This window comes from Pseudomonas gingeri (assembly GCF_013385635.1).
Lineage (GTDB): Bacteria > Pseudomonadota > Gammaproteobacteria > Pseudomonadales > Pseudomonadaceae > Aquipseudomonas > Aquipseudomonas gingeri_A.
This window is the reverse complement of the sequence record NZ_JACAPR010000013.1, coordinates 150,268-170,496: the sequence shown is the minus strand read 5'-3', so window position 1 is coordinate 170,496 and position 20,229 is coordinate 150,268. Positions and strand designations below refer to the sequence as shown.

General features: G+C 61.3%; 24 protein-coding genes. 16 read left to right on the top strand and 8 right to left on the bottom strand.

Annotated features, from left to right (window positions below; all coding sequences use genetic code 11):
• Positions 1-79: 79 nt before the first annotated feature.
• On the top strand, positions 80-526 hold the full coding sequence (locus tag HX851_RS41675; protein ID WP_177063909.1) for a GFA family protein: 447 nt from the start codon (positions 80-82) through the stop codon (positions 524-526).
• A gap of 13 nt (positions 527-539) precedes the next feature.
• On the opposite strand, the gene HX851_RS45500 is transcribed toward HX851_RS41675, so the two are convergent.
• Both HX851_RS45500 and HX851_RS41670 read right to left on the bottom strand, forming a co-directional pair.
• Positions 540-752: a helix-turn-helix domain-containing protein gene (locus tag HX851_RS45500; RefSeq protein ID WP_439899230.1), complete on the bottom strand. Its 213-nt coding sequence runs from the start codon at positions 750-752 to the stop codon at positions 540-542.
• 41 nt (positions 753-793) lie between these two features.
• Complete coding sequence (locus HX851_RS41670; RefSeq protein ID WP_439899229.1) at positions 794-1,369, bottom strand: AraC family ligand binding domain-containing protein; 576 nt, start codon at positions 1,367-1,369, stop codon at positions 794-796.
• On the opposite strand from HX851_RS41670, the gene HX851_RS41665 reads away from it, so the two are divergent.
• From HX851_RS41665 to HX851_RS41615, 11 genes are all read left to right on the top strand, one after another.
• On the top strand, positions 1,331-1,801 hold the full coding sequence (locus HX851_RS41665) for an EamA family transporter (RefSeq protein ID WP_218173481.1): 471 nt from the start codon (positions 1,331-1,333) through the stop codon (positions 1,799-1,801). The two genes, HX851_RS41670 and HX851_RS41665, sit on opposite strands and share 39 nt — an antisense overlap.
• A gap of 170 nt (positions 1,802-1,971) precedes the next feature.
• Positions 1,972-2,883 carry a nitrilase family protein gene (locus HX851_RS41660; protein WP_177056742.1) on the top strand — a complete coding sequence of 304 codons (912 nt, stop codon included), beginning with the start codon at positions 1,972-1,974 and terminating at the stop codon, positions 2,881-2,883.
• Between the two features lie 37 nt (positions 2,884-2,920).
• The gene (locus tag HX851_RS41655; protein ID WP_177056743.1) at positions 2,921-4,084 is read left to right on the top strand and encodes a substrate-binding protein; all 1,164 of its coding nucleotides are present in this window, start codon (positions 2,921-2,923) and stop codon (positions 4,082-4,084) included.
• Positions 4,085-4,142: 58 nt separating this feature from the next.
• On the top strand, positions 4,143-4,976 hold the full coding sequence (locus HX851_RS41650) for a branched-chain amino acid ABC transporter permease (RefSeq protein ID WP_177056744.1): 834 nt from the start codon (positions 4,143-4,145) through the stop codon (positions 4,974-4,976).
• Positions 4,969-6,780 carry an ABC transporter permease subunit gene (locus tag HX851_RS41645; RefSeq protein WP_177063908.1) on the top strand — a complete coding sequence of 604 codons (1,812 nt, stop codon included), beginning with the start codon at positions 4,969-4,971 and terminating at the stop codon, positions 6,778-6,780. Before HX851_RS41650 ends, HX851_RS41645 begins: the two co-directional genes overlap by 8 nt.
• A complete protein-coding gene (locus HX851_RS41640) occupies positions 6,777-7,484 on the top strand; it encodes a branched-chain amino acid ABC transporter ATP-binding protein (RefSeq protein WP_177056746.1) in 708 nt (235 codons plus the stop codon). The genes HX851_RS41645 and HX851_RS41640 overlap by 4 nt, the downstream gene beginning before the upstream one ends.
• A 5-nt stretch (positions 7,485-7,489) precedes the next feature.
• Positions 7,490-8,491, top strand: a complete 1,002-nt coding sequence (locus HX851_RS41635) for an asparaginase (protein ID WP_177056747.1) — start codon at positions 7,490-7,492, stop codon at positions 8,489-8,491.
• A 63-nt stretch (positions 8,492-8,554) separates the two neighbouring features.
• A complete protein-coding gene (locus tag HX851_RS41630) occupies positions 8,555-9,652 on the top strand; it encodes a transporter substrate-binding domain-containing protein (RefSeq protein ID WP_218173480.1) in 1,098 nt (365 codons plus the stop codon).
• Between the two features lie 4 nt (positions 9,653-9,656).
• Entirely contained in the window at positions 9,657-10,265 is a 609-nt protein-coding gene (locus tag HX851_RS41625) for an ANTAR domain-containing response regulator (RefSeq protein ID WP_177056749.1), read from the top strand.
• Positions 10,266-10,315: 50 nt separating this feature from the next.
• Entirely contained in the window at positions 10,316-10,918 is a 603-nt protein-coding gene (locus HX851_RS41620; protein ID WP_177063906.1) for a TetR/AcrR family transcriptional regulator, read from the top strand.
• 157 nt (positions 10,919-11,075) lie between these two features.
• A complete protein-coding gene (locus HX851_RS41615) occupies positions 11,076-11,765 on the top strand; it encodes a type 1 glutamine amidotransferase domain-containing protein (RefSeq protein WP_177063905.1) in 690 nt (229 codons plus the stop codon).
• Between the two features lie 72 nt (positions 11,766-11,837).
• Here HX851_RS41615 and HX851_RS41610 read toward each other — a convergent pair whose 3' ends face one another.
• Positions 11,838-12,866 carry an SDR family oxidoreductase gene (locus HX851_RS41610; RefSeq protein ID WP_177063904.1) on the bottom strand — a complete coding sequence of 343 codons (1,029 nt, stop codon included), beginning with the start codon at positions 12,864-12,866 and terminating at the stop codon, positions 11,838-11,840.
• Between the two features lie 98 nt (positions 12,867-12,964).
• Here HX851_RS41610 and HX851_RS41605 point away from each other — a divergent pair, with 98 nt between their 5' ends.
• A complete protein-coding gene (locus HX851_RS41605; protein ID WP_177063903.1) occupies positions 12,965-13,897 on the top strand; it encodes an AraC family transcriptional regulator in 933 nt (310 codons plus the stop codon).
• A 36-nt stretch (positions 13,898-13,933) separates the two neighbouring features.
• On the opposite strand, the gene HX851_RS41600 is transcribed toward HX851_RS41605, so the two are convergent.
• Positions 13,934-14,599: an O-methyltransferase gene (locus HX851_RS41600; RefSeq protein ID WP_177063902.1), complete on the bottom strand. Its 666-nt coding sequence runs from the start codon at positions 14,597-14,599 to the stop codon at positions 13,934-13,936.
• Positions 14,600-14,681: 82 nt separating this feature from the next.
• Here HX851_RS41600 and HX851_RS41595 point away from each other — a divergent pair, with 82 nt between their 5' ends.
• Entirely contained in the window at positions 14,682-15,314 is a 633-nt protein-coding gene (locus tag HX851_RS41595; RefSeq protein ID WP_177056753.1) for a TetR/AcrR family transcriptional regulator, read from the top strand.
• Positions 15,315-15,319: 5 nt separating this feature from the next.
• Here the strand turns inward: HX851_RS41595 and HX851_RS41590 are convergent, their stop codons facing one another.
• Entirely contained in the window at positions 15,320-15,937 is a 618-nt protein-coding gene (locus HX851_RS41590; RefSeq protein ID WP_177063901.1) for a LysE family translocator, read from the bottom strand.
• Between the two features lie 256 nt (positions 15,938-16,193).
• Between HX851_RS41590 and HX851_RS41585 the strand changes: the two genes are divergently transcribed.
• Positions 16,194-16,646, top strand: coding sequence for an Lrp/AsnC family transcriptional regulator (locus tag HX851_RS41585; RefSeq protein ID WP_177063900.1), 453 nt, complete (start codon positions 16,194-16,196; stop codon positions 16,644-16,646).
• A 41-nt stretch (positions 16,647-16,687) separates the two neighbouring features.
• Here HX851_RS41585 and HX851_RS41580 read toward each other — a convergent pair whose 3' ends face one another.
• The 3 genes from HX851_RS41580 to HX851_RS41570 all read right to left on the bottom strand — a co-directional run bounded on the left by HX851_RS41580 (position 16,688) and on the right by HX851_RS41570 (position 19,067).
• Positions 16,688-17,089, bottom strand: coding sequence for a type II toxin-antitoxin system MqsA family antitoxin (locus HX851_RS41580; protein WP_177063899.1), 402 nt, complete (start codon positions 17,087-17,089; stop codon positions 16,688-16,690).
• Positions 17,090-17,091: 2 nt separating this feature from the next.
• Positions 17,092-17,388 carry a type II toxin-antitoxin system MqsR family toxin gene (locus HX851_RS41575; protein ID WP_177063898.1) on the bottom strand — a complete coding sequence of 99 codons (297 nt, stop codon included), beginning with the start codon at positions 17,386-17,388 and terminating at the stop codon, positions 17,092-17,094.
• A 104-nt stretch (positions 17,389-17,492) separates the two neighbouring features.
• Complete coding sequence (locus tag HX851_RS41570) at positions 17,493-19,067, bottom strand: MFS transporter (RefSeq protein WP_177063897.1); 1,575 nt, start codon at positions 19,065-19,067, stop codon at positions 17,493-17,495.
• Positions 19,068-19,247: 180 nt separating this feature from the next.
• Here HX851_RS41570 and HX851_RS41565 point away from each other — a divergent pair, with 180 nt between their 5' ends.
• Positions 19,248-20,210 (top strand): LysR family transcriptional regulator, encoded by a 963-nt coding sequence (locus tag HX851_RS41565; protein WP_177056755.1) that lies wholly within the window; start codon positions 19,248-19,250, stop codon positions 20,208-20,210.
• Positions 20,211-20,229: the final 19 nt, after the last annotated feature.

The following is a 20,229-nucleotide window of genomic DNA, read 5'->3' as shown; positions in this document are numbered from 1 at the left end:
CTTATCGAAAGTGCCAGGCGGATGGAATCGTTCGCGGCATGGTGCAGGGACGTTGGAAACATCAGGAAGCGGAGACAACATGACTCACTCAATCACCACCATGGGCAGTTGCCGTTGCGGGGGCGTTGCTTTTGAACTGCGCGCCCAGCCGATCACTACCAGCGCCTGCCACTGCACGGGTTGCCAGAAGATGGCTGCCAGTGCGTTCTCTCTGACGGCATTGATGTTGGCGGAGCATTTCGTGATCACCCGGGGCGTGCCGGTGGCGGGTGGTTTGCGCGGCGCGACACAACACCTGTTCTGTCCCGATTGCCTGACCTGGATCTGCACTCGGCCCGAAGGCAACGATGCTGTCATCGGTGTCCGCAGTGCCTTGCTGGAAAACCCCGAAAACTTCAGACCGTTCATGGAAACCTGGACGAGCGAGAAGTTGTCATGGGCCGTTACTGGCGCGGCTCACAGTTTTGAGCGCTTCCCTGAGCCCCATGAGTACGCTGCGTTGGCGGAGAAATACAGGCAGCGTTGAAGCGCCGTTCGCTTCAACTCAACTTTTCCCGGCGATATTCATGGGGCGTTTCCCCGGTCAGCTTGCGAAACATGCTGATGAACGCAGAGGAACTGTTGTAGCCAAGGTCGAAGGCAACCGCCTCGACCGTGGCACCTTCACGCAGCATCTCAAGCGAGCGTATCACTTTCAATCGTTGTCGCCACTGTGCCAGCGACATTCCCAGGTCAAGCTGGCAGCGTCGCAACAGCGTACGTTCGGGGGTGTTGACCAGGCGTGCCCAATCAGTCAGCGAACAATCATCGGCCGGGTCCCGTTCCAATGCATCAAGGATTGGCGACAGTGCGGGATCGTTGGACCGGGCAGGTAGCTGCCGACTCGGGAGGTTCTGTTCAACTTGTCCAGCAGTACATGAAGCAGGCGGCTGTCTTCGGCCGTCTGGGGAAGCGAGGAGGGCGATGCCCGCAGTTCATCCAGCAACGCCCGTATCAGCGGCGTCACCGTCAGTGCACAAGCGCTCGCGAGCAAGTCCTCGCACAGCGGCTCGGCGATATAGAGCGAACAGTGACAGGCCTCCTGGCGATTGAGCGCCCAGTGCTCGGCGTTGGGAGGAAGCCACACGCCGTAGTGCGGCGGGACGATGAAGTGCTTGTCGGACAGCTTGACTTCCATGACGCCGCTGAAGGAGTACACGAATTCGCCCCACGGATGTCGATGCAGCGGATAGGTGGCCGAGGCCGGTACCTGCGCTGACCGGAAATAGATCGGTGCCGGAATCTCGTGGGTAAACGGCGCAACAATCAGGTCGATGGGCAGGCAGTGGTCATGATGACCGTGATCTGTGCCATCTGGGGACTTCAGCAAGTGGCGATCAAGGTCGCAGCCGCGGATGTGGCGCCAGTGCTGCAGATCGCCCTGCGCCCCGGCATCGCGGCGGTGATGGTGGGGCTGCTTTTGCTGCTGCGCCGGTACCGGGTCAAGTGCAGCCTGGACACCTGGCGAGGCAGGATCGTCGTCGGTGTGCTTTTTGCGCTGGAGTACATCGCGGTGTCCGAGGGGCTGCGCTACACGTCCGCTGCCCATATGGTGATATTCCTGTACACGGCACCGGTTTTTGCCGCCGTCGGCCTGCATTTTCGCTTCCCCGGTGAGCGACTGACGTGGGTACAGTGGGGCGGCACACTGGAGTCATCGTTCGTGGTCGGCTCGATACTGGTGTTGGTCGGCATCGTCGTGGTCAGCGGCCATGATCTGCTCAAGCAGAGTGTGGAGAAACGTGCGCTCGCCAGGCATTGAAATACGTTGACACCATTCGCTGGACCTGTGTAACTTGATTCCACAGGTCGCCTTTTCTTTTCAAGAGATCGCAGACCCTCAGCAATAGTGCTGAGTACATAATCGGCTATAGAAGCCCCTGATTTGCGTTAACAGCGCATTCGGGGGCTTTTTTTTTGGAAAAATTTTATATGTCTACTGTGCAACCCTCCGAGCAACGTCCCTCCGAGCCGTCCCAGGGCTTTCCCGGGATCACCGTGGCCGCCTTGCAAATGGAGCCCCGTGTGGGCTGCAAGGCAGACAATCTGCAAGCGTCGCTGCGTTTGATCGATGAGGCCGCGACCGCCGGTGCGCGAATCGTTGTACTGCCCGAGCTGGTCAGCAGCGGTTATGTCTTTTCCAGCCGCGAAGAGGCGTTCGAACTGGCGGAGCCGGTGCCGGGAGGTGCCAGTACCCAGGCCTGGGAAGACATCGCCCGGCAGCGCGACATCTACCTCATCGCCGGCGTTGCGGAACGGCTGGGCAACAAGCTTTACAACTCCGCCGTCATGGTCGGGCCCGAAGGCTACATCGGCACTTATCGCAAGCTTCATCTGTGGGGCGATGAGCATCTGTACTTCGAGGCCGGCGATCTTGGCCTGCCGGTTTTTCATACACCTCTTGGCCGCCTGGCGATGATCATCTGCTACGACGGCTGGTTCCCCGAAGTCTATCGACTACTGGCCATGCAAGGCGCCGATATCGTCTGCATGCCCACCAACTGGGTGCCCATGCCGGGACAACGCGATGACGCGATGATCATGGCCAATACCCTGGCCATGGCCAATGCCCATTCCAACAGCCTGAACATTATCTGCGCCGACCGCGTGGGCATCGAACGGGGCCAGCGCTTTGTCGGCAACAGCCTCATTGTCGGGGCCGATGGTTGGCCATTGGCCGCCCCCGGCAGTGCGGACCGCGAAGAAATACTCTACGCCGAGATCAACCTGAAGGCGTCCCGCCAATCCCGGCACCTGACCCCATTCAACACGGTCCTGCGCGACCGACGCAGTGACCTCTACGACCCCATGCTTGGCACCGGCTGGCAACTGCCTCGCTACTAACCCCTACCTACAATAAAAAGCAACCGAGGATATTCAGATGAAATCCACTCAATCGCTCATCCGCATCGCTGTATTGGCTGCAACCGCGTTTGCCGCAGCCCAGGGACAGGCCGCAGAACCTATCAAGATCGGTGTGGCGGTAGGGTTGTCCGGCGCCAATAGCGTCGTGGCACCTGCTGTTGTCCAATCCTCGCAGCTCGCCGTGGAGCAGATCAATGCCGCCGGCGGGATACTCGGCCGCCCCGTGCAGTTGGAGATCGTCGACGATGCGTCCGGTGCCATCGGGGCCCAGAAGGCATTCGATACACTGGTCCTGGAAAAGAAAGTCGACGCCATCATCGCGATGGAAAGCAGCGCCGCGCGCAATGCCGCCTTGCCGATCATTTCCCGCGGTCGCGTGCCGTACATCTACACCTCGTTCTATGAAGGTCGTTCCTGCAACAAGTGGATGTATGTCAACGGTTGGGTGCCGGAGCAGCAAGTCGCCCCCGTGGTGGATTACTTCAGCCAGAAACTCGGTGCGAAAAACTACTTTCTCGTGGGCAGCGACTACGCCTTCGGCCGAGGCATGCTCAAGTTCACCAAGGCCTATATCGAGCAACACGGCGGCAAGGTCATCGGCGAAGAATACCTGCCGATGGATGGCAGTGACTGGACCGCGGTGATTTCCAAGATCCGCTCGTTGCAACCGGATGCCCTGATCAGTGCCACGGCCGGTGGCGCGCCCAACGTGTCGCTGGCCAAACAGCTCAAGGCCGCGGCATTGACACTGCCTTACGGCAACCTGGCCATCGACGAAGGCACGGGCAAGACCATGGGCGATGTGGCGACGGGCATGTACATGTCGGCCTCGTACCTGACCAGTATCGATACGCCGGAGAACAAGAAATTCCTGGCTGATCTCGGGCAGAAATTCGCCGGCGACCTGTCGACCCCGAACGAGCTGTCCGAGCCGCAATACGAAGCGTTTTTTCTCTACAAGGCCGCGGTTGAGAAAGCCAATTCCACCGACTCCGCCGCAGTGGTAGAGGCGCTGAAGGATGTCTCCGTCGTCGGGCCCCGTGGCGCCGTGCAGATGAATGCCAGCCGCCATACCCCACTGGCGATGCGCCTTGGCCAGATCCAGGGCGACGGCTCGATTCGCATCCTGGCCACCCAGGAAGGTGTCAGCCCCGGTGATCAGTGCCCGGGCTTGAAATGATCAACGGTGTAAACGCCAGGTATCGCTTTACGTTGCATTCTCCCCGGAGGGAGACGTCATGGTTCTGATGCTCGATATAACAACAACGATAGCCATGCTGTTTATTGTTACAGCTGGTCTGATGATGATTTTCGGCATCATGAAAATCGTCAATTTTGCCCACGGTGCCCTGTTGACCATGGGCGGGTATGCGGCGTTTGTCGTCACTCAACTGGGCTGGAGCCCCTGGCTGGGTTGGCCGTTGGCGCTGGCGACCGGGATGCTGGTCGGCGCGGTCATCGAATACCTGATTGTCCGACCACTCTACAAGCGTCCCCTGGATGCCATCCTGGCAACCTGGGGCCTGGGTATCGTTATCGGTCAGTTGATCATCATCGGCTTCGGTCGGGATGTGAAATTCGCTGATGTGCCCCTGACCGGTACCTGGTCGTTCGGGGGGACGCAATACTCCTCGTACCGGCTGCTGCTGGTGCCCCTGGCCCTGGGCCTGTGTGCATTGCTGACGGCGCTGCTCAACGGCACGCGCTTCGGTGTCAAGACCCGCGCCGTGATCATGAACGAGGAACTGGCCAGCGGCCTGGGCATTCATGCCGGACGCATACGCTTCATCACCTTCAGCCTGGGCGCGGGCCTGGGCACCTTGGCCGGTGCCCTGATCAGTCCGTTGTCGAGCATTGATCCGGGCATGGGCATCACCTGGCTGGTTTCCGCCTTCATGCTGGTCATGGTCTCCGGACACTCGATGCTCAGCCTGATTGTCACCTGTGCGGTCTTCGGTGCGTGCCAGGTCATTGTCAGTACCTATGCCAGCCCGGTGCTTGGCGGTCTGACGATTGCCGTGTTGGCGGCCTTGACCTTGCGTATTCGTCCAAAGGGGTTCGCCCATGACTAACACCACGTTGCAGGCGGCGAACAGCCCGTCCAAAAGATCCGCGCGCCAGGGCGCATGGGGGCGTTCAGGTCTGCTGGCCCTGGTCGGCCTTGGATTGCTCGCCGTGGGTCCCTGGATTTTCGACAGTTATGTGCTCAATCTGCTGATCAAGGCCTTTCTGTTTGCCATCGTGGTCATCACGGTGGATGTGCTGTGGGGCTATACGGGCTACCTGACGTTCGGCCAGTCGGCGTTCTTCGGCATCGGGGCATATGCCGCGGGGCTGGTGTTCACACACTTCGGCTTTGCACCCGGCACCATTGCCATCGCCATCGGCCTGGCGATTATCGTGCCCATGGCGGTGGCCGGGCTGGTCGGCTGGTTGTCGTTCTACAGGGGCGCGTCACCGTTCTTTGCCACGGTGATCTCGCTGGTGCTGCCGATCGTCATGACCCAGTTGCTGCTGTCCGGCGGTGAATGGACCGGTTCCAGTTCGGGGCTGACCGGCTATGACACCTTCGACCTGTCGCTGCCGGCCTGGTACTGGATCGCCGGTGGTGGTGCCGCGCTGACTGGTCTGGTCGCCTGGCTTTTTGTGCGCAGCGATGCCGGGCGTGTACTGGCGTCGATCCGTGACAACGAATCCAGGTGCGCATACCTGGGGATCAACGTCCCCTCCATCAAGATCATTCTGCTGGTGGTGACGGCTGCCATTACCGGGATTGCAGGTTTTGGCTACGGCGCCTTCAGTGGCGTGGTGGCGCCCGAGCTATCCGGTTTCGTCCTGGGCACCGAGTTGATCATCTGGGTAGCGCTGGGTGGGCGCGGGACATTATGGGGCCCCATGGCGGGTGCCATTTTGATCAACGTCGCCACGGCCTACCTGGGCAGCCGGATGCCGTTCCTGTGGCAGTTGATCCTGGGCCTGTCCTTTGTGCTGGTGATCGTCCTGCTGCCGCAAGGTATCGTCCCGGTATTGCTCAAGCCCTTCGGCTTCGGTGCGCGTTCACGACAGGCGCCGACGCTGATCGAGCGTGTCGCGAGAGCGGTGCCCGAGGCGGGTGATGTTCCGGCTTTGGTCATGGATGACGTCACCAAGAGCTATGGTTCGCTCAAGGTCTTGCAAGGCATCAATCTCGAGGCGCAGGCGGGTGACCTGGTCGGGCTGATCGGGCCCAATGGGGCCGGCAAGACCACCCTGATGCGTTGCATGAGCGACGGTGCCGATCGTACTTCAGGGACGGTGCATCTCTGTGGCAACGATATTCGTCGACTTCCGGCCGAGGCCTGCGTGCGTTTTGGCCTCGGGCGCAAATTCCAGAATGCCAATATCTTCGAGTCCCTGACCGTTGCCGAGTGCCTGCGCATGGCGAGTGTCCTCCATGAGCGCCCTTTGCTGTTCCGACGGGCCGATACGCTGGCCTTGCCATCCTATGCCCTCGACGTGCTGCGGGTCACCGGGCTGGACAGCATGCTGGCGGTGGTCGCCCGTGACCTGTCCCATGGTGAGCAGCAAGCGCTGGAGCTGGCCATGGTGCTAGCCCTTGAACCGCGTATCGTCCTTCTCGATGAGCCGACGGCGGGGCTGACCAAGACCGAGCGTACACAAATCGGCGTCGTGCTGTCCTTGCTCGCCAACCGCTACAAGTTGTGCTGTCTGCTGGTTGAACACGACCTGGATTTCGTTGAGCAGATCGCGACACGGATCGTGGTCTTGCACCAGGGCAGGATGGTCATGCAGGGGACTTTCGAGGAAGTCGTCAACTCGGATCTGGTCAAGACGATCTATACCGGATCCGCACTCGTCCCACGGGAGGTCGTATGAACGGTGCTACGTTGCAACTCAATGCGGTCACCAGTGGCTACAGGGCATCGGTGGTCATCCGCGACCTGTCGCTCAAGATCCGGGCGGGCGAAGCGGTCGCCTTGCTCGGCAAGAACGGCATGGGCAAGACCACATTGCTCAAGACCATAATGGGCTATCTGCCGAAGCAGCAGGGCACCGTGCAGGTCAACGAGGGCGACATTACCCGCTTGTCGCCGCACCATGTCGCCCGGGCCGGCGTGGCTTATGCCGCCCAGGAAAAGGCGCTGTTCACCGAACTGAGCATCCGCGACAACCTGCGCATGGGGCTGGAGAAAGACGCCCTGTTCGATGAGCGTTTCGCTTCGATCGAGTCGGTGTTCCCGGTGTTCAAGGACCGCCTGAAGCAGTACGCCGGCACGCTGTCGGGCGGCGAGCAGAAAATGCTGCTGGTGGCACGGGCACTGATGATGCGTCCCGCGATTATTTTGCTGGACGAAATCACCGAGGGCCTGCAGCCTTCGGTGATCGAGCGGATCGCCGTGGCGCTGCTGCACGAACGGCAGGTCCATGGCACGACCCTGCTGCTGATCGAGCAGAACGTGCCGTTCGCCTTGCAGGTCGCGGATCGCTACCTGGTGCTCAAGCAGGGTGAAATCGAGGAGGAGGGCGATGCCCATGCGCCGGGTGCCACCGAAGCCATTTTCAACCATCTGAGGGTGTGACGCTTATGCTGCTGTCAAGTTCTGGCGAGCTGCCTGGCTGCCTGTTCATCGCCACCGGCGGCACCATTGCCATGCAGGTCGACCCTTTGACGTCGGCGCCGATACCGGCGCTCTCGGGCAGCGACTTGCTCAAGGCGGTGCCTGAACTGGCGGCGATCGCGCGACTGGAAGTCAACAACCTGTCCAACGTGCCCTCGGTCGAAATGGGGCCGCTGCGTTGGCTGCGGCTGCATCGGGAGATTGAAGCCGCACTGGCTCGCGAGGATATCGTCGGGGTGTTGGTGTCCCATGGCACCGATACCCTTGAAGAGACCGCCTGGTTTCTCGACCTGACGTTGACGTCGCGCAAGCCGGTGGTGCTTATCGGTGCCCAGCGCAACGCCTCCGAAGCGGACTTCGATGGCCCGCGCAACCTGAGAAGCGGTATACGGGTATGCATTGCGCCTGAATCGGTGGGCAAGGGGGTGATGGTCGTTCTGAATGATCAGATCAATGCCGCCCGTGAGGTCAGCAAGACCCATACCTCGGATGTCGAATCGTTCAATTCGGGTGACGCCGGCCTGCTCGGCAGGGTGGATGGCGAGCGTGTCACATTCTATCGCTCACCCTGCCGTCGATACGCTCTACCGCTGGGGGATACCGGGCTGCCTCGCGTCGATATCGTGCCGATGTACGCCGGAGCCGACGGGGCGTTGCTCAGGGCGGCGGTGCAGGCGGGTGCCCGGGGCCTGGTGATCCAGGCCCTGGGAGCGGGCAATGTGAATACCGAGATGCACGCCGCCATTCTGGAGGCCATCGCATTGGGCATCACGGTGGTCATTGCCAGCCGCGTGCCACGCGGCCGGGTCAGGCCCGTCTATGGCTTTACCGGCGGCGGGGTGACGCTGAGGGATGCCGGTGCCCTCTTTGCCAATGATCTCAGCGCGCAGAAAGCCAGGATACTGTTGATGCTGGCGATGCAGGTCCCGCGGTCTTCGACCGAACTACACGCTATTTTCGATCAATAGGTGAGCGTCATGCCAAGCACCAGGACAGCAGTCACTAAAGATCAGGGATGGCCGGTTGGCGTCTTGTACTCGCGCTCGGGGGCCACGGCGGTCACCGAGTCGGAGCATTTTTTCGGTACCGCGCTTGCCATCGAGGAAATCAACGCACTGGGTGGTGTGCTGAACCTGCCGTTGATCCCCACCGCTTATGATCCCAAGGGCTCGCCGGAGGAATACCGGCGCCTGACGGGCAAGCTGCTCATTGAAGACGAGATCAACGTCATTTTTGGCTGCTCCCGTTCCTCCAGCCGCAAGGCCGTGCTGTCGCTGGTCGAGCGCCATAATGCGTTGCTCTGGTATTGCTCGTTCTACGAAGGGTTCGAATACTCGCCGAACATCATCTACACCGGCGCCGTGCCCAACCAGAACAGCATCCAGCTCGCCGCCTACCTGTTGCAGAACAAGGGCACCCGGTTCTTTCTGGTGGGCGCGGACTATATCTATCCGCGTGAATCCAATCGCATCATGCGGGACGTCGTCGAACAGTACGGCGGTGAAATCGTCGACGAAGTCTACCTGCCCATCGACGCGGGGCTGGAACAGCTCAAGGATGTCTTGAATGAAATCCGCGACGCGCAGCCGGATGTGGTGTTCTCGACCCTGGTCGGGCAGTCGGCCCGTTCTTTCTATCAGCGCTATGGCGAGCATGGCCTTGACCCGAAGAAAATCCCCATCGCCAGTCTGTCCATGGCCGAGGAAGAAATCCGTCTGATCGGCCCCCAGCTGTGTGAGGGGCATATCACGGCGGCGACCTATTTCGGTTCGCTGCCCAACGACAGCAACCAGCGCTTTATCGAGCTCTGGCGCCAACGCTTCGGTGATCGCCCGACCAGCACCTGGTCGGAAATGGCGTATTCTCAGGTCCACCTGTTTGCGCGGGCTCTGGAGCGCGCCGGCAGCCTGGACCGGCGCAAGCTGGTCGATGCCGTGCATAAGGTCAAGTTCGCCTCTCCGGAAGGACCGATTGCCATCGATGCCGAAAACAACCATTGCGTCCTGACGCCGCGGATCGGTATCTGTCGCAGTGACGGGCAGTTCGACGTCGTCTGGGAAGGCTCAGGTCCGGTCAAGCCTGATCCTTACCTCTCCACTTTCGGCTTCTCTGAGTTTTGGTTGAGGTAATGCCATGAGTTCCAGCCTTCGCCGTCTCTATGAAGATTTGCGCAGTATCTGCGTTGCATTCGTTTATCCGCCTGGCGACGACCGCGATATTGTCATGCAGCAGCTGAAAAGAATCGGCTGCCGGGTCAAGGTCGTCTGGCCATTTCCCTCGGAGCCTCCCGCGGACGTCGATGTCATTCTCTTTCAGATCACCCAGGAGCTGGAGGGCAATCGGATCTGGTCGGGGGCCTCGGTCAATGCGGCGCTGATTGCGCTCAGCGATTACGAAAGCCCGACCATCCTCAAGTTGCTCCTCGATACCCGTGCCCACGGGGTGATTTCGAAACCGTTCCGTTCCTCCGGCATTCTCAGCACGCTGGTGCTGGCGAGAGCCTCGTACAGCTACCAGGAGAAGTTGCAGGGGAAGATCGACAAGCTCGAGCTGACGATCAAATCCCGTCGACAGATTGAAAAGGCCATTCGGGTGTTGGTCGAACGCCAGAACCTGACCGAGACACAGGCCTACGAACATATGCGGTCGCGAGCAACCAGTCTGCATGTCACGGTCGCGGAGGTGTCCGGGATGATCATCGAGGCCCATGAGGCCATGGAGCGGCTGGGGTTGAAACCTTAGCCCGGATGAGACTCTAGTAGACCGATCTATTAGTGCGCTACCATTTCCCCATGAGCACACCTAAAACACGTGGAAATTCAGATGTTCGTCAGGGAATCCTTGATGCCGGCCAGCAAATCATGGCCGCCAAGGGTTATTCCGCTGTCGGGCTGAATGAAATCCTGGCCGCTGCCGGAGTACCAAAAGGGTCCTTCTACCATTACTTCGGGTCCAAGGACGCTTTTGGCGAGGCACTGCTTGAAAGCTATTTCGAAGACTATCTGGCCGACATGGACCGGATCCTGGGCGAGCCTGGGGTGGCCGTGGGCGATCGCCTGATGAACTATTGGCAGGTCTGGCAGCAATCCCAGTCGTTTCTCGAATGCCAGGGCAAGTGCCTGGCGGTGAAGCTGGGCGTGGAAGTGGCCGATCTTTCGGAACCCATGCGCGCTGTGCTCAAGCGCGGTACATCGGGAATCACCGACCTCCTGGCACAGGCCATCGAAGCGGGGGGGAGGGACAAGTCATTGCCAGTGTGTGCTGACCCCGAGACTGTTGCCAAGAGCCTCTACCAGTTGTGGGTCGGCGCCAGTGTCATGGTGAAGATCGCCAGGAGCCTGCAGCCTTTCGAGACCGCCATGACCACCACTCGCCAGATACTGCACCTGGCCTGATCGTTCGCACCTGACCAAAACACGCTGCCAGGAGCCGCAGCGCAACTATTTTTACAAAGTTACTAGACGACTGGTCTACTAAGTATTACGGTATGTCCACACCGTCACTGAAAAGGCGGCCTTGCTGCCTTCGCACTCAGATAAAAGGAATCTCAAGATGAAAGTTCTCATGGTCCTGACCTCCCACGACAAGCTCGGCGACACCGGCCTCCCAACCGGCTTCTGGCTCGAAGAGCTGGCCGCACCGTACTACGCCTTCCTGGATGCCCGGGCCGAGATCGTCCTGGCTTCGCCCAAAGGTGGCCAACCGCCGCTTGATCCAAAAAGCAACGAGCCGGCCAACCAGACCGAGCTGACCCGTCGCTTCGAGGCCGATGCCGCCGCGACCGCCCAACTGGCAAGCACCGTGCGCCTGGACAGCGTCTCGCCCGTGGACTTCGACGCGGTCTTCTATCCCGGTGGCCATGGCCCGCTGTGGGATCTGGCTGAAGACCAGGACTCGATCCAACTGATCCAGTCGTTCCTCGCCAGTGGCAAGCCCGCCGCACTGGTCTGCCACGCGCCAGGCGTGTTGCGTCATGTGAAGAAACCTGACGGCAGCCCGCTGGTCGAGGGCAAGAAGGTCACCGGCTTCACCAATACCGAGGAAGAGGCGGTGGGCCTGACCCATGTGGTGCCGTTCCTGGTCGAGGATGTACTCAGGGCCCAGGGCGGCCTGTATTCGAAGGCTGATGATTGGGCTTCCTACGTGGTCAGCGATGGTCTGCTGATCACCGGCCAGAACCCTGCCTCATCGGGTCCGGCCGCACAGGTCCTGATCGACCGGTTGAACAACCCGTCCGCCTGAGATCGAAGGTCCCCCTCTTTGACCTGCATTGAATGTGTCAAAGAGGGGCGGCTACACCCGATGCGCAATCTCTCAATGACGCAGCAAACCCAACTGAACCAGGCTCTCGGCCGTCGCGACAATAGCTTCTTCGCTTGAGCGCGGTGCCCAGCCGAGCAGGCGCACAGCCTTGTCGCTGGTGGCATTCATGTTCCGGCCCAGCAGTGTTGCGATACCCCGGAGCCCAGGATTCCTGAGGGCGGCAAGGCGCATCAGCCAGTTGGGCAGCTCCCTGGTGGGAACCTTGCTGGCCGAGGCGCCCAGGCGGCGGCGTAACACCTGCGCCACGTCGATCAGCCACAGGCTTTCGTCGGCGATGGCGAGAAAGCGCTCACCCTTGGCTGCCGGATGGGTCATGGCGCGCAGGTGCAGGTCCGCCACATCCCGCACATCGACAAAACCACAGTTGACCTTCGGGCAGCCGCGCTGGCCATCGAGCATGTTGGTGATCATCCGGATGGAGTGCGAATAGTCCGGGCCGAGCACAGGACCCAGCACCGCCGTCGGGTTGACGGCGGACAGCTCCAGTGCACCGCCTTCCTGCTCGATGAACTCCCAGGCGGCACGTTCGGAAAGGGTCTTCGATTTCTGGTACGGCCATACGTCACCGGTCAGATCGCTCCAGTCCGTCTCATCGAATGGCCGCGCCATCGACGGATGTCCGGCACAGATCGCGCCGAAAGCGGAGGTCAGCACTACCCGTTTGACGCCGGCATCCCGCGCGGCGCGCAGCACGCGCAGATTGCCGTCGACCGCGGGCTTGATCCAGTCTTCCTCACGAACCTGGTCGCCGGAGGGCGTCGGCGAAGCGCCATGCAGCACATAAGTACATCCGGCGGTGGCCTCTGCCCAGCCGCGGTCATGACCCAGATCGGCCGTGACGAATGCAAGACGCTCGCCCGGTTCGGCGCCGCCGGTCTTGAGGTTGCTGCGCACTTCAGCTGCCCGTGCTGGCGAACGGATCGTGGTCCGCACGTGATAGCCCTCACGCAACAAGGCGAGTATGCAATGCTGGGCAATAAACCCGGTTCCGCCGGTGACCAATACCCGGTGTTCGTTCATGCCGATTTCCTGACTGATTGACTGTTGCGTCAGGTTAAACAGGGATGTCCGTACGCTGAATATTTGAAAGTGCGACTTACTTGCGCGATAGTCCGGACATGAGCAACGATCCTTTCTCCGATATCCTCAAGTACACCCATGCCGAATCGCTCGTGACCGGTGGTTTCACCGCGGGCGGGCCGTGGGCCCTGCGTTTTCCGGCACCGGACACCATCAAGTTCTTCGCCGTCGTGAAGGGCGGTTGCTGGGCTCGAATCGATGGCCATGCGGAACCGATTCGCTTCGGCACGGGAGACGTCGGACTCCTGGCGGCGAAACGGTCCTTTGTGCTCGCCAGCGATCTCGACGTGGTGCCCGTAGAAGCCATGAGTGTGTTTTCCGCTGTCGGCAGCACAACGGCGCAGCTGGGGGATGGTGCCGATTTCGCCCACATCGGCGGTCACGTGCTGCTCGACCAGGCGAGCGGGCGGTTGCTGGCGGATGTCCTGCCACCGTGGATCCATGTGCCGGCCGCTTCGCCGCAAGCGAAGGCTTTCCGCTGGCTGCTCGATCAGCTTGTCGAAGAGCGTGCCAGCGAACTGCCTGGCGTGCAGCTCGCATCGGCACAACTCGCCCAGTTGCTGTTTATCCAGATACTGCGTGCACATTTGAGCACCAGCGCGCCGATGCCGGCCGGATGGCTGCGAGCGCTGGCCGATACGCGTATCGCGCCCGCCCTGCGCTTGATGCACGGCGATCCCGCCCGTGCCTGGCATCTCGACGAATTGGCCAGGGCATGCGCGATGTCCCGCACGACGTTCGCCTTGCGTTTCAGGACCACCGCCGGTGTCGCGCCATTGACCTATCTCACCGAATGGCGCATGCGCCTTACCGAACGGGCGTTGCGCGAAGATAACCGGCCGATGGCGGTGCTCGCCCAGACGCTGGGCTACTCGTCAGAAAGTGCCTTCAGCAACGCTTTCAAGCGGGTGACCGGCAGTTCTCCCAAGGCTTACCGCAATGCCATGCTGGTAAGCTCCGAGGGTTCATGACGGCGGCGATTCAGGGGTGTGCCGCGATGCCGGGTTTCAGCCCAGGCGCATGGACAACTCGACATCCTCGGCAAACGGCACCGACAGATAACCCGCTCCTGGCGCACGCACCCGCGCCAGGTACTCGGGGCTGTAGTCGGCGTTATCGGCAACGATCAGCGCCCCCGGTTTCAGGCGGCTTTCCAGCAGGTTCAGGATATCCGGATACAGTGCCTTGGCCCCATCAAGCAGGACCAGGTCGATACTGTCCGGCAGGTCCCGGGCCAGGGTCTGCAAGGCGTCGCCCACGCGAATCTCCACCAGGTCGAGCAACTCGCCAGCCTCCAGGTTTTCCCGGGCACGTTGCACTTTCGATGCTTCGAATTCGCTGGTGATCAGGCGACCACCGCCGTTGTCGCGCAAGGCCGCGGCCAGGTGCAGGGTGGAGATGCCGAACGAGGTGCCGAACTCGATGATGCTCCGGGCATTGCAGCTGCGTGCCAGCATGTAGAGCAAGGTGCCGGTCTCCCGGGAAACGGCCAACGGGAAATCCTTCAGTTGCGTGTAGAGATCCAGGTACTCGGTCTTGCTGCGCAGCAGACGTGTGCGCTCTAAATTCGAGATATCGGCGAAGGCGCTGCTGGTCATCGGCGACTGCGCTTCGGCCTGGGCGAACAGATGATTCAGCAGGGGCGCGAGAGGCGCGCGGGTCAGGGTGGTCATGGAGGTTTTCCTTCGCAAGTCAGTGAGGGGTTATAATGCGAACAAACCTTCATGTTTTCTATTCGCGTTGCGAGCCTTGCCCATGACCGAGCGCCCAAGTATGCAGATTGCCTCACGTAAACAGCCACGACAGGTTCGTTCCAATGACCTGGTCACGGCCATTCTGCAGGCGGCTGTTCAGGTTTTGGCGAAGGAGGGCATGCGCCGCTTTACCACTACGCGGGTCGCCGAACGGGCCGGGGTCAGTGTCGGTTCGGTGTATCAGTATTTTCCGAACAAGGCGGCGATCCTCTTTCGCCTGCAGAGCGATGAATGGCGCCAGACCAGCGATATGCTGGGCAGCATTCTCGAGGACCGCCAGCACCCGCCATTGACAAGGCTGCGTACGTTGGTGCGGGTATTCATTCAGTCCGAGTGTGACGAGGCCGGGGTCCGTGTTGCCCTCAATGACGCGGCGCCGCTGTATCGCGATGCACCCGAGGCCCGGGAGGTCAGGGCCCGGGGCCGCGCGATCTTCCAGGTGTTCATGCGCGAGGTGCTGCCTGATACCGCGGATACAACACGGGCATTGGCTTGCGACCTGATCACCACGACCCTCAGCTCGGTGGGCAAGTCCTTTTCGGAAACCCCGCGTACCGGTGCCGAAATCGAGGCCTGTGCCGAGGCCATGGCGGATATGTTTTGTGCCTATCTCGATCGAATCGAGGGTGCCTGAAGCCCTCAGCGCGACAGCTGCTCCACCAACAGAATCACGGCGATCAGGATCATGATCGCCCCGGACAGGCGACTGACCCGCCTGGCCGCCACCGGACGTGCCTGCAGCACCACACGAGAGCCGAACCCCACCAGCAGATAGATCACCGCGCAACTGAAGGTGTGCAGCAGCCCCAGGGCAATGATCTGCAGCGGCACCGGCCAGGTGGCGGTCGGGTCGGTGAATTGCGGCAGCAAAGCCAGGAACAGCAGGAAGACCTTGGGGTTGAGGCCGCTGACGCAGGCGCCCTTGATCGTCCAGCGCGTCCAGGAGCCCGACGCCTGAGCCTCTCCGGCGCTGGGCACGGCAGGGTGCAGGAGCATGTTGACGCCCAGCCAGAGCAGATACCCGGCTCCGGCAACGGTCAGCACGGAGAGGGCTACAGGATGGTTGGCTACCAGCCCACCCACACCGGCCGCGACGATCAACGTCGCCATCAGATGCCCGATCAGCAGCCCGGCCACGGCGGGCATCACCACCCGACCGAACAACCCCGCCGATATCGCATAGGCCCAATCCGCCCCCGGGGTGACCACGAACAGAAACGACACCGCCCAGAAGGCGGCCAGAGCACTGGGAGTCATGTTCGCCTACCTGTGAGAATTGCGTGGGGTGGATTGCCGATGACAGCCGGGCAGTGTTTTCAAGCCATTGTTGCAGGCACTTTCAGGGGGGATTCGCATGGTTCTTTCTCGTGGATGGCAGGAAGGCAGCTCGTCTGATTCAACCAGCGCGGATGGCCGGGAAGCGCTAAAGCCCACGAAAAGAATAATTAAAGTCGGTTAGAATATTTTCTCTATTATTCCAATGTGCCCGATGGTTTTGGGGAGATTTTTCCGAGTGGACAGGATTGACCAGAAGATTCTTGCCGAGCTGCAAATGGATGGGCGCCTGTCGGTGACCGAGCTGGCCGATCGGGTTGGCCTGAGCCTGTCGCCGTGTCATCGGCGGGTGCGGGCCCTGGAGGAGTCGGGGGTGATTCTGGGTTATCGCGCGCAATTGGATCCCCGCGCGCTGGGCCTGAATTTCTCGGCGATGGTCTTCGTGACCCTGCGTGAAGGCGACCACCGGGCGGTGGAGGCCTTCGAACAGGCGTTGACCCAGATACCGCAGATCGTCGAAGCGCAACGGCTGTTTGGCGAGCCGGATTTTCTGCTCCATGTCATCACCCGGGACCTGCCGGCATTCCAGGTGCTTTATGACGAGCGCCTGTCGAGGCTTCCGAATGTCCAGCGCCTGACATCGACCCTGGTGATGAAGAACGTGATTCAGGATCGTTCACTGCCGTTGTGAACGACCACGGTTGTGTTGTGGCGTGCCTGAACGGTGGTGATCTAGACCGCTCTTACTTCCGCCAGCAGTTCAGGATGGCGATCCAGCAGTTTCAAGAGTTTTACCAGCGCCAGTGGCGGTTTGGTTCGGCCATTCTCATAGCGTGAAAAAGCATTGACGCCACCACCGAAAATCTCGGCTGCTTCACGCTGATCCAGGGCGAGCCGCTTGCGCACTGCCGTGATGAAGCCGGGATCTACGATAGAAGCATTGACCTGCTTGTTGAATTCCAGCATCGCAGTGCTGACGCGCGAGGATTCAGCGGCATCCAGCAGACTCTCTCCGCAGGCGGGGCAGTAGCCCCCGGTAACTGCCACGATGCACGTCGATTCACCTTTGTATGTATAAGGCATGTCACGGGTATCACGCACCAGTTCGGCGGCCGTACACACAGGGCATTTCATGTTTACAACTCCTTGAAGGACACGATCAGGACGTCATCGATGACCGTGAGTTTCAGGTAAATCTGACCAACGACCGTGCTGGGGCGGTACACATCCTGCCAGATGCGGTGGTCGGCATGAGTAGTCATGCTTTTATGGAAGTCACGGGCCGTCGGTGTCAGGACAATACCGATCATTTCTTCGAAGCCCAACCCCAGAGCAGCTGCGCTGACGAGGGCTGATGAGGTTGATTTCACACGTCCTGCGGCTATCAATGTTCGAAGGGGCGATAGCCTGCAATGGGGCGTTTTGTTTTCCATGAAGAAATTAACCCGGTAGGTTCTATTTAGCAAGTTGGTTAATTTTTAAGGCGCTGGGTTTCCAATCTCCATGGAGGATGCTTGCAACGGCTGGAACCTGTCTGTCAGTCACATTCGGCAGATTGGGGGAGTAAATACTCTGCTTGGTGTGGGGATTTGAGCTGAGTGAGCATTTCATCATCGCTATCGTCCTCGACCGAGCCGCGATCGAGGAACAGGAACACCACGGCGGCCGTCAGTACGGTGATGGCGGTCAATACCAGCAGCAGGGTACTGAAAGCGGTACTGTAGCCTTGGGCCAACGCGGTGCGTCCGGCGGCGGGCAGCAGGTGTTCGGCGCCGCTCAGGTCGCCGGTCGCCAGGTGTTGCGCGGCGGCGACGATATTCGGCAGGGCATCGGCAGGCAGCGTGGCCAGGTTGCCGGCCGTGAAGGCCGAGAGCAATGCGGTCACCACGGCAATCGCCACGCCTTCACCGGCCACGCGTGTGGTGCTGAAAATGCCGGTGGCCATGCCCGCGCGTTCCTTGGGCACCACACTGACCGCCATGCCATCCATCAAGCCCCAGGGCAGGCTGATGCCGACACCGATCACCAGCATCGGCCAGGCCAACTGCCAGGCGCCGCTGCCCACCGGCACGTGACTCAGCCAGTACAGTCCCGCCGCACAGACCAGCAAGCCGCTGCCGCACAAGGTGGAGGGCGCCAGCCAGCGGGTCAGGTAACCGGCGACAATCGGCAACACCAGCAGTGGCGCCGACAGGGCGATCAGCAACCAGCCGGCGGCGATTTCGCTCATGCCTTCGATGCCGACGAAGCGGATCGGCAGCAGGATCAGCAGCACCACGAAGGAGTAGGCCGGGGCCGCCGCCAGCAGTTGCACGCCGACAAAACGCGGGAAACGGAACAGCGACAGGTCGAGCATCGGTTGCGCGACACGCTGCTCGATCAGCACAAAGGCGACAAAGGACAGCAACGCGACGACGAACAAGCCCAGTGACAGCGGGTCGGTCCAGCCGCTTTCCGGCACCTTGAGGATGGCGAAGGTGAAGATGCCCAGCGCCCAGGTGAAGGTTATCGCTCCCGGCCAATCGATCCCGGCGGCCTCTGGATTGCGTGACTCTTGCATGCAACGCGCGGCCAGGACCAGCGAGATGGCTGCCAGTACAGTGATCAGCAGGAAGATCAGGTGCCAGTCGAAGGCCTCGATGATCGCCCCGGCCAGCACGGGGCCGAAGGCCAGGCCGATGCCGAAGCTGGCACCGACGAAGCTGAAGGCCCGGATACGCCCCGGCCCGTCGAACACCTGCGCCAGCGCCGACATGCCCCCGGAGAAGGCGGCCGCCGCGGCCAGGCCCTGGGCTGCCCGCAGCATATCGAACAACATCAGGCTGGGAGCGAAGGGCAGTGCCGCCGCGAGCACGGCAAAGGCGCTGGCGCCGCCGATAAAGACCTTCTTGCGGCCATAGCTGTCGGCCAGGGCGCCGGCGAGCATCAGGCAACTGCCGAAGGTCAGCATGAAGGCGTTGGTGACCCAGCTCAGTTCCATGGGCGAGCCGCCGAAGGCCCGGCCTATGGCCGGCAGGGCCACGGCGGCAGCGGTGAAGTTGAAGGGCATGGTGATGGCCGTGATGCACACGGCCAGCAAGATCAGGCGTTGTTGCAGAAGCGGAGTGGACATCGGTCGAGATCCTTGCGTCGGGCGAGTACCGCACCCGGGAAGTGAGCGTGACAGCGCCGACGATCCGGTGGTTTACCGGGGCCGGCAGAACATGCAAGGATCTTAAAGAGCGAGTAATCGAGTTAAAAACGGTAAATATTCCGCCTATATCGGAATAAAAGGATCGAATGGGAGACGCAGGTGGATCGACTCAGTGGCTTGATGCCCTTTATCCGCACGGCAGAGTTGGGCAGTTTCGTTGCCGCGGGCAGGGCGCTGGGACTGTCGGCGTCGGCGGTCGGCAAGGGGGTGACCCGGCTCGAGCAACAGTTGGGCGTGCGGCTGTTCCAGCGCTCGACCCGCAGCCTCAGCCTGACCGACGAGGGGCGGGTGTTCCAGGAGCGTTGCCGGCGCATTCTCGATGATCTGGACGACGCCCAGGCGACCCTGTCGCAGTCCACGGAGGTTCCCCGCGGGCGCTTGCGGATCAGCATGCCGGCGGCCAGCTATGCGTTGTTCGAATCGGTGCTGATCGCGTTCATGGCGCTGTATCCCGATATCGAGCTGGACCTCGACTTCAGCGACAAGCTGGTGGACCTGATCGAGGAAGGCGTGGATATCGCCATTCGCAGCGGCGAACTGCCGGACTCGCGTTTGATGCGCCGCACCTTGCCCGGCGTGCAAGCGGTGCTGTGCGCCGCGCCGTCGTACCTGGAGCGTCACGGCACGCCACTGACACCGGCTGACCTGGACGATCACCTGGCGGTGCGTTTCCGCTACTTCAAGAATGGCAAGCTGCTGGATTTCCCCCTGCTGCGCGAGGAAGGCACGCGCGAGCCGCGGACCCGCACGGTGATGGTCAGCAACAACATGGAAATGGTCCGGGGGGCGCTGCTCAAAGGCTTCGGCCTGGGGACCATCCCCGACTTCCTGGCCCGCGAAGCATTGGCTGATGGCTCGCTGCGCTGCCTGCTGCATGGGTATCTGATCCCACCGGACACCATGAACATCGTCTGGCCCTCGAGCCGCCAGTTGTCGCGCAAGATTCGCGTGTTTGTCGACTTCATGTGCGAGCGCCTGGAACAGGAGGCCGCACAGTTACGGGCGACCATCGAGCAGGAATGTCTTTACTCGCTCAGGAGCGCCAGCGAGCTGGCCCGTTAGAGGCAATGCGTACCTGCGC

Bases quoted from the DNA above. Each gene is read 5' to 3' on its own strand.
- HX851_RS41665 (WP_218173481.1), top strand. From the start codon at position 1,331: ATGATGACCGTGATCTGTGCCATCTGGGGACTTCAGCAAGTGGCGATC.
- HX851_RS41645 (WP_177063908.1), top strand. From the start codon at position 4,969: ATGACTAACACCACGTTGCAGGCGGCGAACAGCCCGTCCAAAAGATCC.
- HX851_RS41590 (WP_177063901.1), bottom strand. From the start codon at position 15,937: ATGACTCCCAGTGCTCTGGCCGCCTTCTGGGCGGTGTCGTTTCTGTTC.
- HX851_RS41615 (WP_177063905.1), top strand. From the start codon at position 11,076: ATGAAAGTTCTCATGGTCCTGACCTCCCACGACAAGCTCGGCGACACC.
- HX851_RS41635 (WP_177056747.1), top strand. From the start codon at position 7,490: ATGCTGCTGTCAAGTTCTGGCGAGCTGCCTGGCTGCCTGTTCATCGCC.
- HX851_RS41580 (WP_177063899.1), bottom strand. From the start codon at position 17,089: ATGAAATGCCCTGTGTGTACGGCCGCCGAACTGGTGCGTGATACCCGT.
- HX851_RS41620 (WP_177063906.1), top strand. From the start codon at position 10,316: ATGAGCACACCTAAAACACGTGGAAATTCAGATGTTCGTCAGGGAATC.
- HX851_RS41675 (WP_177063909.1), top strand. From the start codon at position 80: ATGACTCACTCAATCACCACCATGGGCAGTTGCCGTTGCGGGGGCGTT.
- HX851_RS41655 (WP_177056743.1), top strand. From the start codon at position 2,921: ATGAAATCCACTCAATCGCTCATCCGCATCGCTGTATTGGCTGCAACC.
- HX851_RS41610 (WP_177063904.1), bottom strand. From the start codon at position 12,866: ATGAACGAACACCGGGTATTGGTCACCGGCGGAACCGGGTTTATTGCC.
- HX851_RS41650 (WP_177056744.1), top strand. From the start codon at position 4,143: ATGGTTCTGATGCTCGATATAACAACAACGATAGCCATGCTGTTTATT.
- HX851_RS41660 (WP_177056742.1), top strand. From the start codon at position 1,972: ATGTCTACTGTGCAACCCTCCGAGCAACGTCCCTCCGAGCCGTCCCAG.
- HX851_RS41625 (WP_177056749.1), top strand. From the start codon at position 9,657: ATGAGTTCCAGCCTTCGCCGTCTCTATGAAGATTTGCGCAGTATCTGC.
- HX851_RS41575 (WP_177063898.1), bottom strand. From the start codon at position 17,388: ATGGAAAACAAAACGCCCCATTGCAGGCTATCGCCCCTTCGAACATTG.
- HX851_RS41570 (WP_177063897.1), bottom strand. From the start codon at position 19,067: ATGTCCACTCCGCTTCTGCAACAACGCCTGATCTTGCTGGCCGTGTGC.
- HX851_RS41600 (WP_177063902.1), bottom strand. From the start codon at position 14,599: ATGACCACCCTGACCCGCGCGCCTCTCGCGCCCCTGCTGAATCATCTG.
- HX851_RS41595 (WP_177056753.1), top strand. From the start codon at position 14,682: ATGACCGAGCGCCCAAGTATGCAGATTGCCTCACGTAAACAGCCACGA.
- HX851_RS41640 (WP_177056746.1), top strand. From the start codon at position 6,777: ATGAACGGTGCTACGTTGCAACTCAATGCGGTCACCAGTGGCTACAGG.
- HX851_RS41605 (WP_177063903.1), top strand. From the start codon at position 12,965: ATGAGCAACGATCCTTTCTCCGATATCCTCAAGTACACCCATGCCGAA.